The 15324-nt window shown below is 43.3% G+C and carries 10 protein-coding genes; all 10 read right to left on the bottom strand.

The genetic code is table 11. The features are described from left to right. Window positions 1–192: 192 nt before the first annotated feature. The 10 genes from Q0R52_RS18220 to Q0R52_RS18175 all read right to left on the bottom strand — a co-directional run bounded on the left by Q0R52_RS18220 (window position 193) and on the right by Q0R52_RS18175 (window position 15119). The gene (locus Q0R52_RS18220; protein ID WP_295796792.1) at window positions 193–1107 is read right to left on the bottom strand and encodes a DJ-1/PfpI family protein; all 915 of its coding nucleotides are present in this window, start codon (window positions 1105–1107) and stop codon (window positions 193–195) included. A gap of 336 nt (window positions 1108–1443) precedes the next feature. After that, window positions 1444–1845: a DUF6010 family protein gene (locus tag Q0R52_RS18215; RefSeq protein ID WP_295796790.1), complete on the bottom strand. Its 402-nt coding sequence runs from the start codon at window positions 1843–1845 to the stop codon at window positions 1444–1446. 11 nt (window positions 1846–1856) lie between these two features. Beyond that, window positions 1857–2291, bottom strand: a complete 435-nt coding sequence (locus Q0R52_RS18210; protein ID WP_295796787.1) for a DUF2147 domain-containing protein — start codon at window positions 2289–2291, stop codon at window positions 1857–1859. Window positions 2292–2338: 47 nt separating this feature from the next. Continuing rightward, window positions 2339–2689 (bottom strand): hypothetical protein, encoded by a 351-nt coding sequence (locus tag Q0R52_RS18205; RefSeq protein WP_295796785.1) that lies wholly within the window; start codon window positions 2687–2689, stop codon window positions 2339–2341. 27 nt (window positions 2690–2716) lie between these two features. Beyond that, window positions 2717–3895: a DJ-1/PfpI family protein gene (locus Q0R52_RS18200; protein ID WP_295796783.1), complete on the bottom strand. Its 1179-nt coding sequence runs from the start codon at window positions 3893–3895 to the stop codon at window positions 2717–2719. A gap of 393 nt (window positions 3896–4288) precedes the next feature. Then, window positions 4289–5452, bottom strand: a complete 1164-nt coding sequence (locus tag Q0R52_RS18195; protein WP_295796781.1) for a glycoside hydrolase family 99-like domain-containing protein — start codon at window positions 5450–5452, stop codon at window positions 4289–4291. Window positions 5453–5853: 401 nt separating this feature from the next. Continuing rightward, a complete protein-coding gene (locus Q0R52_RS18190) occupies window positions 5854–7983 on the bottom strand; it encodes a GH92 family glycosyl hydrolase (protein WP_295796780.1) in 2130 nt (709 codons plus the stop codon). Window positions 7984–8108: 125 nt separating this feature from the next. Continuing rightward, complete coding sequence (locus Q0R52_RS18185) at window positions 8109–10868, bottom strand: glycoside hydrolase family 2 TIM barrel-domain containing protein (protein ID WP_295796778.1); 2760 nt, start codon at window positions 10866–10868, stop codon at window positions 8109–8111. 50 nt (window positions 10869–10918) lie between these two features. Then, window positions 10919–13387 (bottom strand): glutaminase family protein, encoded by a 2469-nt coding sequence (locus tag Q0R52_RS18180; RefSeq protein ID WP_295796776.1) that lies wholly within the window; start codon window positions 13385–13387, stop codon window positions 10919–10921. 208 nt (window positions 13388–13595) lie between these two features. Beyond that, window positions 13596–15119, bottom strand: a complete 1524-nt coding sequence (locus Q0R52_RS18175; RefSeq protein WP_295796775.1) for a glycoside hydrolase family 32 protein — start codon at window positions 15117–15119, stop codon at window positions 13596–13598. Between the last annotated feature and the right edge of the window lie 205 nt (window positions 15120–15324).

Here is a 15324-nt window from a genome sequence, read left to right as displayed (position 1 = left end):
AATCCCAGCGGGATCACAAAAGCCGGAAAGACGGCCGATTATCATTCCGAATCATCTCCGGTTTACCTGTACAATAAGGCTAACTAAATGCCTGATTTTTTAGTTTCAGGCAGTGGTCGTTTTTTATCGTGAATCCCTTAGAAAACAGGCAGATATAGCGCCATAAAACAATGCAGATTGAACCAGGCAATATTAAGCTTTCAATATCCGCTGTAATTGCCTTGCTGTTTTAAATCCGCATTTAGCAGCAATATATTCGATGGTGTATTCCGGATTGTTAAGCATGGTGTTGGCATATTCCTTTCGTAAAAGGGTATGATATTCTAATACGGTGGACCCCGTTTTTTCTTTAAAAACTCTGCTCAGGTTCCTGGGGCTCATATTGACCAAAGCAGCTAGTGTTTCAATATTATTTTCGGCAGCAAGGTTATCGATTAAATAATCCTGCACTTCGTGTACTTGTGGGTTAATATGGTTCCTGTAGTCCAGGTAAATGCTTTGTTGTTTGTGTGTTCCGCTCCTGCGATGATAGACAACAAGTCCCCTGGCAACTTTATGGGTAAACAACGGCCCCCTAAGATCTTCAAGAATAGCGAGCGCCAAGTCAATTCCTGCGCTAATCCCGGCACTGGTATAAACATTGTTGCTCTTAATAAACAGTATATCTGCCACTACTTTGGCCTGGGGAAATTGTTCCTGTAAATCCTTTACCCTTCTCCAATGTGTAGTACATTGGGTATCTTTTAGTAATCCCGCTTTCCCTAACGCAAACGCGCCATTACATACCGAACAAACCGTTACCTTGCTGTCTGAACATTTTTTCAACCACTTAAAAAACGCAAATTCAGCACCAAAGGCGATGCTGCTGACATAATCATAATCCATGCCCGGCATAAAAACAAAGTCCCCTTCTTTTAACGAAGCTTCGTTGAAATGCTTGAGTTCCCCAAAACCAAGCCCGGAAGTAGAAACCGGGTCTTCCTGGTAAGTATAAAATTCCATCTCTGCTTCAAACCCATAAAATCTGGCTTCAGTAAAGACCTGTACAGGTCCGGCCAGGTCAAGTAGTTCGACGGATAGTGGAATTATAAAAGCAATTTTCCTCATAACTTTAAAAAACAATTTTCATAAAGGTACTACCTAAAACGGCAGCGGCTAAGGACAATTACCTGTCGGATGCAGACAGATGAATCAATAGTTTAAAGTAATCCCTGCGTCCATCCCCATGTCGCTATCATAATGGGAAGATACCGAAAAGCATTTGGTAGTCGCGTACCTTAAACCGGCCATATATTCTCTGTCTGTATTGACCATGAAATTGAGACGGAGCGGTTTGGATAGAGGAACCTCGTCCCTCGTTAGAATATTAATAAATATTTGCTCCAATGCCTTCACGCAGCGCGGACAAACCATATTCTTGATGTAAAGCTTCATCTGGGTAATTTATTGCAAAGGAGCTGACTTTGCATTTCGATAGTTTAAAACAATCAAATAAAATCCCATGGTAAAATCAATAGATAAGCAAAACAAGTCATAGTGGGGTGGGATTAATTTTGTGTATGGGAAAAGGTCAAAAGCCAGGTCCCAAAGGCCATGCAGGAAATACCCTGCGGCCAGCAACAGCATGCTTTTCTTCACCCCGTAATAAGCAATCAGGCTGAAAAGTATCGCCTGCCCGGCGCAAAGAACTAAAGAACCTGTATCCTTCCAGGTAAAGCCCACATAAAGGTAGCCGATACCGGTCAATATCAAACCATAAAATGTCTGCTTGTCTAAAAATCTCAATAGGGCAATGATTAAAATAGTCAAAATGCCCGAACCAACACCTATTATAATTGCAGTCATGATCTTATTTTTTATTGTTTAATCCGTTGAAAAATTTCTGTACGGCCAAATAGAGAGATGCCGATGTAACCCCTGACCTTCAACAGGTCTCCGTTAAGACTCATCTTGCAATCGTAGGTCTTCCCGCTTTCTGGATCGTATATCCGCCCTGAGTTATAAACGCCGTCGTCGTACGAAAAATCAGTGAGCAATTCTATGCCCAGCACTTCTCTTGTTTTTAAAGCTTCGCTTGGGTTTTTGTTATCTTTCCGGGGATTAGCTACCCAAATAGACCTCCCAAAATAGTGTTCGCCTTTTTTATAAATTTCAATTTTGGCATCTTTCTTAGGTGACCAGTAAAGTCCGGTTATCTGATCTGCCGTTTTCTGGTTTACCTGCGCAGAAACAGGTGAAGAAAGATAACATAAAATAAAGGCAGAAAGAAAGTATATTATTAATTTTTTCATGATCTTTTGCTTTAATATATTTTGATTATTGATGGTGAACTGTGTGTTTATTGGATGTCTGATCGATAGAACATTTTTCTGAACGCGAAATGAAATATCTCACTGTCGCCATATTTAACAGGGTAAGCATTGATAAACGACCATCCTTCTTTGCCCATATAATTCATCGCATCAATAATGGTATTGAACTTTTTGACTTTGCCTTCCCAGGTTCTGAGCCTGGTATCACTCCAGAATTTTTTCTCGTCCCCAAAATCAATATCAATAGTTACCCTGTTGCTTAGCAGCCGGGGTGTGGCTATTACCTGGCAAAATTGTTCGACTTTAACTGAATCTGTTTGCGCAAATGAATGCAGTGAGCCAAGAATGAGGAGCGTTATTATGAATATCTTTTTCATGATTTTATTGTTAAGATGCCGGGCTGATCAATTATAGTCAAGCATAAGTTTTACAACAGTTTTAAATTTTTCGCCATATAGTTCATTGATCCTCGCAAGGCAAACGTCTATAGGGTATTGGTTTTTCAGGTCATACCTAATGATTTTGGTGTCGCCATTAAGCGAATTAACAGGGGTATGGTCTCCAGGCATGAGAATATGCAACTCGTCTACATTTTTTGGATCGTTGTCGTCGGTATGTATCAGCGTTAGTCCATATTTTGTTTGGACAGTCGACCCAGCCAGTGTAAAAAATTTGAAGGATTTTGGAAATGTACGCACGTAAGTATCCAGAACACTTACCATTTCAAATTCATTCATTCCTTCCTGTAGCAGCATTCCTAATTTGCGATTTTGCTGAATGATTACTTTGGTAGCGATGGTAAACTCGTTTCCGAACGTTATTGCTATACTTTGATGGCCTGTTAATATTTCAGGGTGCGGATAATGGATGTTTGCAGCCACCTCCCGCATTTGCTGGTCGCCAAACAGGTCATTGATCACCATCAGGCTACCCTCCACTGCATTTGATACACCTGCGGTGCTGTATAAATTACCACTATGAGCAACGCTCACATCCTGAACCCATTCCGGCTTACTAAAATGCGATTTCACCATCTTAAAGTCCGAGGCATGGCAGGTAATAGGTTTGCCGTCAAAAAGCCCGCTGGCCGCCGCTGTTGCGGCACCGTCACATACAGCAAGGAGCTTTGTAGCCGGCGTGAAATGGTTCTTGATAAACGAAATAATATCAGGGTCCTGTTTTTCATCCCGTTTTGATAAAGCCGGAATGACAATAACGTCGGCAACTAATTTCAGCGAATCAGCTTCTTTGAGGGTTAACTGCGGAAGGATAAACAGGTCCTTCCTGATCAGTACCGGGGCTTTCTCCTTTGCTACGATGTAAACATTTAACTTACCGGTTGCGTTAAATATGTAATAAGGGGCCAGCATATCGAACATTTCTGTCACTTTATTGTCCGCGATAATGAACACTGTTTTCTTAGTCGCATCGTATAAGGGTTTCTTCCATTCAAATCGATTGTCACCCGCATATGAAGAGAACTGCCCGAATGCAATAACCGGCTGAAGAAACAATACAATACCGCCACAGACTACAATAATAGTCGATATGGAGATGATCAATACTTTCTTAAATTTTTTCATTGTGATTAAATATTAAATAATTTACATCACAAAGATGTGGTGAATCAACACATCTATTCAGACAAGCACATGTCAGATACGGACAGAAATAAATTAATTTAAGAACTTGAGGACTAACAGGTTATTTACTATTTGGTTGCTTATTCATACCTGGCGCGGCCCCGAACATTATTATTACCGCCTTAAAAAAAACATAGCCTGTTTGCCGCCGCCACCTGTGTTATTTTTTGGCCAAAACACTCGTTTGGAAATTGAAAAAACTTAATATTGCTTAAGTAACTAACACTTAATTAGAATTGTACTTTAGCGATCACAACGACGGAGAAAAGGCCGATGATTTAAATAGAAAAGGCGCAATCTCTTGCGCCTTTTCTGTTTAAAATGATTTTCCAGTTATTTTTTACCGAACACTTGTTTTACAGCATCAAGATAGGCGTAGCCATGCTGCTTATCCGGCTCCAGGTAACTTCCCTCCGCCCATTCGTTCCAGGCGTTTATGGTAATTAGCTTGGGTTGGTTTGGATGGCTATCTACGTACTTCTTAGCCTCTACTAAAAAGCGCTTAAAGTCTGCAGGATTAGCATTTGTGACCATGCCTTGAACTTTCTTTCCGGGGTAACGAGGGTTTGGATCCCAACTGATGGATACATGCGGGAAGAATGGAACTGTGAAATCTTTGCTGAATTTGAACCAGCCTTCAATAGCTTTATCGCCCCACCTGTCATACCTGTCCATAGGTACATAATGGCACCACTGGTAGTTAGTAAGGCTTTTAATGCCTAAATCTAAAACAGTGTTGTTTTGTGTTTGCGTTGTATCACCAGGAGTTGCAGATAGCCCGGCGGGTATCGCCCCCCATAAAACGCCCTGCAAATGTAAACCCGGGAAGCCCGCCTCTTTTGTTTTTTGGGTGAAATAATCCAGCGCTTCCTTAGCCTCTTTTATACCGCCCAAACCTTTAATAAAGGTGGACAGCTCATAAATACTGAATACCGGCTCGCCATTAATTTTGTAGTAATTAGGCTTGCTGAAAAAGTCTTTAATAACATGCGCAATCATGGTATTAAATGTGGCCCGGTCAACTCCGCCGCGCCAGTAAATTTTACTCTTGTCGGCCGCAGTGTAATCAAGATAACTGTTATGGTCGTGGTTGGCCCACATCAAATAAAATTTCATTTTGTTGCTGTTGCGTGCGCCTAAAAAGCCCTTGTTTATGCCGTTTTCCAGGAAAGGTTTTCCATCATACCAATACCAGTCGTATATAAACACATTTACGCCGTGTGATACTGCCGCATCAATTTTCTTCTCCATCACTTTCGGGTCGGCCTCATTAGTATACCCCCACAAAGGTACGTGTGGCTGATTATGGCCCGGAAACTTTGGTTTTGCATTATAAATAGCTTCCCACTCGCCTTTGCCATCTTTAAAAACCCCAATGTCTTTAAACCGTGATTCGGGCTGGTAGGCCGGCCATACGTAAGCTGCAATATCGTAATGCTGCTGTTTTACGGATTGGGCGTGTAATGCCGGTATAGCCATTGCAAATACAACGACCATGTATAGGAGTTTTAAAGAAAAGCGTCCATTTGTTTTTATCATCTGTGTCTTATAAACGGCAATAAAGTTTTCCTAATCATTCCGAGTGTTCACTTTTGTCGTAACCAACTGTTTATTAGTTAGATACAATTGCGATACCACCAACCCCCTTGACCGTTTGCATAAGAAAATTTAGTCGGTTCTGGTAATGTTCCCGGGATAGATAGGTAACAAGTTACATAAATCCTGCCATAGTGTATTAGCCGCCAATGCCCCTTGGTTATAACGAAAGTATTTTTTTCATCTTGAATGACCATCCTGCACTGTCTTAGACACTAGCAACGCCCTTTTTTTTGCAGAAAAAAACCAACCGTAATTTCCAGTTGGTTCAGTCAGTTCCGGTAGTATTTTAGCTGCTGTCGTTACTCTTTAGTGTCAATAACCAATACCTTACCCTTTTTCAAATCGGCATCGGCGATAAAATAACCCTTAACTTTTTTACCGCCATAAGTGATGCTGCTGATTTTTTTACCCTTGTTTTTTTTGATGATAGTAAAGCCCCGATTACCGCTGAACTTAAAATTCACTTTATCAAAAAGCGGTACCGAAACAATATACTTTGGATCTGCCGGGGAGAACGGATAAAATCCCATCGCATTAAACACAAACCACGATGACATTTCGCCTGCGTCATCCATCCCTGCATAGGCCAGTTTATCTTTCCCCATGCCATAATAATGATTCATGATGGTATCGAGTATTTTTTGCGATTTTTCCTGCTTGTTAACAAAGTAATACATAAAGGGTGAACTATGGTCAGGCTGGTTTCCCTGGCAATATTGCCCTATAAAACCCGAGAAATTCTCTGCCTCATAGCCTTTCCAGGGTATGGTAAACATATCGTCCAGCTTTTTTTCGAAGGCTGCTTTGTTCGGGAATAACGCAACCAAACCATAAGGATCATGAGGGGCAAAAAACGTAGATTGCCAGGCATTGGCTTCGCGGTACATGTATTCGAAATAAGGATAATAGGGGTCGAAATTCTTTACCCATTCGCCATTGGCTAAACGCCCGCGCATAAACTGTGTGGAAGGGTCAAATACATTTTTATAATTGCCGGTCCTTTTCATCAGCATTTTGTAGCTGGCTGTATCTTTTAATTCTTTAGCTAGCAAGGCCACGGCATAATCATCGTAAGCGTATTCTAAAGTCTTTGTCACTGCCGCTTTTGTCACCGTAGTAGTCACCGGATGTTCTACGTCAAGTTCCGATATGTATCCCTTGTCGTTGTATTCGGCAACGTAGTGCCGGGTTCCTTCAACTGTCGCGTTTTTTAACATCAGTTTATAGGCGCTATCCACATTATAATCTCTCAACCCTCTTAGATACGAACCTGTAATAAACACAGATGCGTGGTCGCCGTGAAAAAAGGTTGGCATAAATCCATTTATTTCGCCTTTGTCTATCAGCGATTTAATTACATCATTGGTAACTTTCGGTGTAAGCAACCCCAGCAGGATAAGCTTGTTGCGATAATCGTCCCAAAGCGATGGCTCGGTGTAATAGTTAAAACCTTTATTTACCATTTTACCGCTCATATCTGTAAAATCGCCGTTGATATCGCTGCGCAGTGCCGGCCATAAAAACGAACGGTACAAACATGAGTAAAACAAACCCTTTTTACGCTCCGAGCCACCGGTTACTGTAATTTTTGATAGTAAACGCTCCCAAGTTTGTGTGGCTTCGTTTCTTACCTGCGTAAAAGTTTTTCCCAGCATTTCCTTTTCCAGGTTCTCCTTAGCGTTTTTAATACTCACAAACGAAAAACCTATTTGTAGCTCAAGCGGTTTATTGGCATCGGTAAAATTTATAACCGGCAGTATACTTTTATCACTTTTCAGTGAATCGATGTTTTTTATTTGATGATTGCTAACTGCGTAGAAGTATATTTTTTCTCCGCCTTGCTGAAAACCTGTAAAGACATGGTCGCCTTCCTTTTGGATGTTCCAGCTTTTTATCCTCTCGTTAGCCATCGACAAGTCGGCTATCAGTTTTTTGTGCTCACCTGGTTTAAAGGTGTATTTATGAAAAGCGCACCTTAATGTCGACGTCAGTTCGGCGTTGATGCCGTAACGTTCAAGGTAAACCTGGTAATAACCCGGATGCGCCGATTCGTTTTTGTGGCTGAAAGCGGATTTGTAGTCATCAGGAGTAAAAGTACCGGTAGCGGGCATTAATGGAACATTGCACAAATTCCAGTGCCCTTTGCTGGTATGGATAAAGCCATAAATCACAGTATCTTCATATTGGTAACCCGACCCACTATGAAACTTAGTTACCGGGCTTAACTGCACCATAGCATTTGGAAGCGATGAGCCGGGGAACACCTCGCCCCCCCACGACCTGCGGGTGGGAACAAAACCAAGGTCCTTGGGGTCCCATAAGGTGGCTGTACCCAATAAAGGATTGACGTAGTTAACAGGTGACTTTTGTGCTCTGGAGTAACTAATTGTCAGCAAAAGTATTGTTATTAAAAATATACGTTTTTTCATAGTATAGGATCTGATTTTGCGTATTATTAGTCTTCTTGGGGCTGTTTGTCACCCGGTTTTGCCTGCAATAATCTCTCTGGGAAAAAACCCGGTTGAATTATCATGAATTGAGAAAAAATCATGGCTTAATGAGTAAAATCAAACCAAAGGGTGCCATTTATTTGTTCCCCGTTGGCGTGATTTGTTTGACTCTGTGGTCCCATCACTTTGGCAGCCTGAAACTTGGTGCCAATGGGACTAATCGCATTTAAAAAACCGATGCTGGCATCGGGAAAAGAAGGTTCAACATTGTTATTTTGCAGCGCATCTTTCTCTTTGGCCGGTCGTAACATTTGCAAAAACATATTTTTATCGTCGGTATAAACGGTGAAGGGCGATTCTTTATTCTCAATAACTACCCAGTTAACTTCCGCATGGTAGCCTTTAAATTCGGGGTATCCCCATGTTTCGCCGGTAATGGCGTTGTTGTATGCTTTGTGCCACAGACCAAATTGTTGTCCACGCATCCTGTTTTTCCAAACGCGATACGGACCGCGGCCCAGCCATTTCATACCGGTTATTTTGTCTTCAGGATAATTAAAGGTAATGCCCATAAAATCGGCATCGCCCTGTTGGGCATAGCTATATTCCAGCTTAACCGGCTGGCCCGGCGCAAACGTCCACTTTATATGTAGCGTTGCTGCGCCCTGGTATTGAGCTTCCACAACGTATTGCCGTTCAACAGCTTTATAAACAAAACTCTTCAAGGTGGTATTAACCCCGGCCAAAACAGGTCCGCCTGATAGTGAAATATCCTTCCCGGGCTTTGCTACATGTTGAATATACCCGGTAGTTTTATCAAAATAATACTTTATACCATCGCAATTGACCACAAGCGATTGATTTTGCTCTTCAGCTTTTATCGCCAGAGAAGTTGGCGACGGCTTTATTGTTTTACGGATTGCTTCAGGAGATTTAATCGCCCAACTCCAGGTGAATACCTCTTTTTTGTCGGGACCATATGCAGTTAGATAAAGCGCATTGCTATTACGCCAGGATGCAGGCAAGGCTAGTTTCAACATGCCGGCGCTTCCCGGTTTAAGGTTCGGAGCAGCCGTGCTGCCGGAAGCTTTTACAATTGCGGCTGTGGTATTTTCATTCGCCGATGGGAAATTAACTAGTTTCCATGAAAATGTGCATTGGTTCAAATTTGTAAACGAATACCGGTTTTCGACTATTATTTTACCGTCGAAATTGTTGTCAATCGGCTTTGGGTCGATATAAACAGGCGACCAAATTTCCTTTATCGTGTAAAAGCTCCCCTCCTTTTCACGGTGCGGGCCTACAATGCCATCGGGAGCGTGATTGCCGTCAGAATCGTATGCGCCGTTTTTATCGGTGCGAATAACCGCTTCGTCCAAAAACGCCCATATAAAACCACCTGCTCCATGCGGGTTCTTAAGCATTTGGCTCCAAAAATCGTCAAGTGCCGCCCCTGCACCGCCATCGTACAAGCCGTGCATAAATTCTGTCGGGAAAAAAACTTCCTGGCCGTTCGCTACTTCATTTACGATATAGTTATAATCAGGGTAGTGTTTGGTATTGGTACCGTTAAACTTTTCCCAGGGATGTATTACGGTACGTTTTTGCGGGTCGTACAAAGCGTAGTCATTATCTAATGCCCTATTAAAGCCGCCTTCATTACCATTATCCCAAAATACTATTGATGGGTGGTTTACATCGCGTACCACCAATTCCTTAACCAGTTTGTGGCCTACTATCGTATCATACTTTGCCTGCCAGCCGGTTAGTTCGTCCAACACATATAAACCCAGCGAATCGCAAACAGCCAGGAAATCGCGATCTGGCGGATAGTGCGACATGCGCACGGCATTCATATTCATTTGCTTCATCAAGCTGACATCAAGCAAATGGACGTTATGGCTTAACGTGCGACCTGTTTCCGGCCAGAAACTATGCCGATTGCTGCCTTTCATTATAACCCGCGCACCGTTTACATAAAATCCGTCATTAGCCCGCAGTTCGACCGTACGAAAACCAAATTTTTGTTTAACCCGATGGATAACCTGCTGTTTATTTTTAATGGTAACAACTACCTGGTATAAATTGGGGAATTCGGCGCTCCATAATAATGGTTTTTGAACGCTGCTTTTTAAAGTCAGATACCCTTGCGCCGGGTCGGCTGTTATTGAGAAGGGTTTACCGATATTTTTACCGTTAAACGTTTGAATCTGGCCCTCAACAATTTCGCCGGGTTTCAAGTTTTGTGGATACACATCAAGCAGGAAGGAACCATCGGCTTTTGCATTTACGGCCACCCTATCAATAAAAGTACCCGGAACAACTTCCAGGTAAACCGGCCTATAGATGCCGCCGAATACCCAAAAGTCGCTGTTCCTGCGTTCCGCATCATTTACCGATGAATTTGCCGACGTTTTATCAACTGTTACTTCCAGCAGATTTTTGCTGTTTGGATTTACCAGGTTTGTTATATCGTATTTAAACCGGTAAAAACTCCCCTGGTGCACAGGGCCCGCTTGTTTCCCGTTAATGGTTACCCTGGTATCCGTCATGGAGCCTTCAAAAACAATGAATATCTTTTTATTGCTCCAATTGCCTGCAAAAAACTCGTGTTTATAAAGCCCTTGCTCGTTTCCTTTTATTTTATCGTGACCATAATTATAGGTACCAAAGCCCTGCAATTCCCAGTTAGACGGCACTGCAATCTTCGTCCATTTGCCACTGTTTCGGCCGGCGATGCAATAGAAATCCCATTGCGCGGTGTGGTCCTTATCGGTTCCCGACAGGTATTTAACAGTGGTTCCCTGGCAAAATGCAGCAGAACCGGCTATTGTAAATAATAATTGCAGTATTATCTTTTTCATTGTTAAGCTTTTAAATGCACCTGTGGCATTGGTTTATTTAGACACTCATTCTACTTCATCTTACTCAGCAAACTCTTCATAAAATATCCACCCACCACGCTCCTTGCCTGGAAACCAACCTGCTTGCCGTCGGTGGTTTCGTGCCAATCGCTCAGGGGCACACGTGAAGGTGTTTCTGTAGCAAATTTGTAAATCGGGGCTATCAGCTCGTTAAAGCTTTTGCTGTCGGTGGTCATAGCTGCCGTCCACATTATCCAGTCGGATTTGGTGTAGGTTTTGCGGCTATCGAGCGGGAGACCGAAGGCATTTTGATGTTTCAAATAATAGCTTATCTCGGTATCGTAAACCTTTTGCGGGAATAGGTTTAGTTTAAAAACCTTGTCCCATACCATATTATATTTCTGGCTCCAGGTATTTTTATCGTCAAACACCAGCGCATAGTGGTCGCCTGCGTTGTCTTTTACTATCCATTGTTTGGCCATTTCAGCGGCCATAGTTTTATATTTTGCTGCGGCTTTCGCATCGCCCATTGCAGCTGCCATTTGTGCGTACGCGCCTATCGCTACAATAGCTTTAACCGAAAGATTGGCGTTGTGGGCAAGGTGCCCGGCAAAATCGTCGGTACAAAGCTGGTTGCCCGGGTCGAGGCCAAATTTGGCGAGATAATTTACCCACGTGGTCAGCGCCTTCCAATGTTTGCGTGCATAGGCAACGTTGTGTTCGGCTTTAACAATGGCATTAGTAAGAATGATCATGTTGCCCGATTCTTCAACCGGCATGCCCTCGCCATATAGTTGCCCGTTGGCTTGCGGATAAAGGCCAAGATCGTGCGCAGCAAAATCATGGTTGAACTTCCCGCTTTCAGAAAAATAGAAGATGCCATTCAGCATGCCTTCCATTAGTTTTGGATTATAGATCAGGTAAAGGGGCGCGGAAGGATAGGTTACATCAACCGTATTGATAAAACCACCGCTGAAGTTTTCTTTCGAAAGCCACAATATTTCGCCCGATGGGCTTTTTACCAACTGGTGGGCCGAGATACCCTGGCGATAAGCCATAATACACAATTTGGCATACGTTTTACCACCTGCTGCAAGCGCGTCATTATAAATTTTTTTATCGGTAGCATTGCATTTGGCTATAATTACCTCATAATTTTTGGCTGCACCGGCAAGCATTTTTTCCATTGTAGCACCGGGCGTATTGCGCCACCACGGCTTCAGGTTAGCGCCAAAATACTGTATCGATTCCATTTCATCATAGCCTATCTCCAGGAAGCGCGAAACAGGTGTCGCTTCTACGTCTCCTAAATAGATCGTGGTACCTAAGTTAAGTTGTTTACCCTCTTTTTGAGGTTGGGCTAATGTTTTGGTTGTAATTGATGAGATTGCCTCGTTACGCGGTAAGATGGTCTGTGTCGCACGAATGTTTGAAGGTACAGCCACGTACATATACCCCCAATCGATGCGCAGGTTATCACCTTTCTTTTTTAATACAGGCTGTTCAACAGTACCAGCACGCAGTATACGCATCCCGGCAGACGTGTAAGCGCTGGCTTTTACAACCTGCGAGGCCACATCTACCGCGATATTTGAACTTGCATTGGTTGATATGCTCACATCGTGTTTTTTACCGTCGGTAGCTTGAACTTCGTAAGTGATATACGATATCGACATCGACAGCAACGAAAGGTCGTCAAGAATAAGCGGAGATGTAAATGCAACGCGCAATTTTACAGGTCCGCAGTTAAAATGATAAATGGTTTGGGTAGCAGTAACATCAACACTGGTTTGCGCTGCGGTTTTGATTCCGGCAAAAGGGTCATGTTTTACTTCTACCGAAATGCCTGCGTCGATGATGGTACCACCGCCGGTATTATGGCAATGGATAGCTAAAACATTTTCGCCCTTTACCATAAAGCTTTTTGCGTCGGCCGGCAATTCAAACAGTTCGTAATCTCCATTTGCGCCGGGCCGCGAGGCGACCAGGTGGCCGTTAAGGTAATATTCCGCATCATCGTCGTGGTAGTTTCTTAAGATTAGTTTTCCCTGCGGAATATCTGTCAATGAGAATTTGCGGCGCAGCCAAATATCTGTACCGGTCCATTTAGTGCCGTTGCTAATGCGGTCGTCGCCGAAGGGGCCCTTGCCGGTTTTCCAGCTTTTATCGTCAAAAGTGGATTGCTCCCAACCTTTTTCTGGTGCCGAATCAATTAAATAGCTGCAATTGTAGCTTTCCTCGTCGCCGGCGGTTACAATGGGTTTCAATTCAGGAGGTTCATTGCCCATGAAATGGTAATACTCGCCGTCAACTTTAATCACACCCTCCAATGACTGATCTTTTCCAGTCCAGTGCCGGGTTGGCGAATCGTACAGTTTGTCGGTATTCGACCAAATACTAAAGTAGGTATTGTGGCTGATAAGCGGATAAGCAGGCATTTTGTAAACCTGCGCTTGCACCGAAATTAACGTGCAGGCACCTATCGCCGCCATGGCGAATGCTTTGGAAATGGTTCTCATAGTAGGTTGTAGTGTTAGGTAAATATCTAACAAAAAAAGCATTTTTAAACGTCAAACCAACATTTATTTGAAAATACCGGGTGCACCTGGTGGGCAAGCGCACCTGGTGCGACGATTTTATTAATGAAGAATATGTATGCGTTTAGTTGTATATTTTAAATATTCGACACCTGTCGCTTTCACGATGGGCGTTTCCCTGCGTGCCGGTTTATTTATCCATATCCCATATTTTCAGCGTTTTGAAAACCGCAGTCCCCGATGCAAATGCCGAAAGCGAAGTCGCATCATTATCAGGATATATCATGGTTGATATTACCTGTTCCCCGACATTGCCAAATACTTCGAGCGACGATTTGTCGACCAATATACGCAGCCGTATTATACCATTTACAGCTTTAACCGGTGCAGTTTGCACAAGGTTGCGCTTATCTTTATTAGCGCCTTCGGCAGTGGTGCAGTCAACATATATCTCTTTGTTTGTGGCGTCGTAGCCAATCTCGATTTTCTTAGCGCCATCTTTGGTGGCAGCAACTACAAAACCGCTTTTTGCCGATTTGCCGGGTTGTATCTCAGCATCAATCCACCAGGCGTTTTTATTTAGCCTTGAAGCAGTTGACAGTGCAACCGATCCACTGACATGCAGGTCTTTTTTCGTTAATGCCGCACCTTTTGCATATTTCGGTAACGAGCTGGTGATGATGCTCGTCGGGTTTTGGAACAGGCGTATACCTTCAGCGGTTTTTCTTAGCGAAAGATCGCGTGGGATAGACATCTGGCCTTTCCAGGGATAGGTTTCAGGTTTGCCATTGATCAGCCAGCCCATAAATATTTTTTTGTTGGCCGGGGCATCGCGCCAGGCTATGGCTGCATAAAAGCAGTCGCCGTAATCAACGCGCAGCATTTTATCCGCCGGGTTCAGATTTTTAAAGGTGGTCCCATCAAAATCGCCGACGAAATATTGCATCTGCGGGCCGTGCTCTCCAAAGTTTGAAACAAACAGCACGTATTTGGTATTGGCCACATTGCCATCAACCGGCAGCGGTATCAGCGACGGGCATTCCCAGCCATTTTTGGTATATCCCGCCGGACCAAAATCGCTCAGCTTTTCCCAGTTCTTCAGGTCTTTTGAACCGTAAAAACGTACCATATGTTCATCCACCATCGAAACGGTCATTATCCACTGTTTTTTTGGCGCGAACCAGAACACGTTAGGGTCGCGGAAATCGCGTTTGTTTAAATCGATAACCGGGTCCTTGTCATACAATTTGTACGACATCCCGTTATCGTTGCTGTAAGCGATATATTGCGCTTCCTTTTTCTGCTTCGGCAGGTCGCCCGTAAAAATGGCTACAATAGGCCCTTTGCCGTTTTTGCCGAAACCGCTGGTGTTATTCTTGTCTATAACTGCTGAACCGGAGTAGATGTATAGCGTGGTATCTTTGGTCACAACCTCAGGGATAGCAACCGGCAGGTGCTTCCAATGCACTAAATCAGTGCTTTCGGCATGGCCCCAGCTCATGTGCCCCCATTTATTCTCGAGCGGATTGTGCTGGTAATACAATTGGAATTTGCCATTAAAGTAAATAAGCCCGTTGGGGTCGTTGGTCCAGTACTTATCGGGTGTAAAGTGATATACCGGCCTCCACTGCGGTGTTGGCGTGGTGGCATCCTGCGCAAGCACACGAAAGGAAACCGCGAGCAATAAAAAACATATTAGGCGACGCTTTATCATGGTTTTATGAGTTTATTTTACTGAACTGATGATCGAACTGCACACTGGCAAATAATACCCAGCCAGCAAAGAAAAACAGTAAGCTGTTATGAATTTATACAAGTTAACAAAAAGAACTGTCGCCCCTGCTAGAGTTCTTATCTTTTTACATTATCAGCCTTAGTTTTGTTCATGCAAGCGCTTGCTGAAGTTTATCTACATTTTC

The sequence above is a fragment of the Mucilaginibacter sp. genome (genome assembly GCF_025359345.1).
Lineage (GTDB): Bacteria > Bacteroidota > Bacteroidia > Sphingobacteriales > Sphingobacteriaceae > Mucilaginibacter.
Note: the sequence above shows the minus strand (reverse complement) of the source record. Positions and strands in the feature narration are given on the sequence as shown.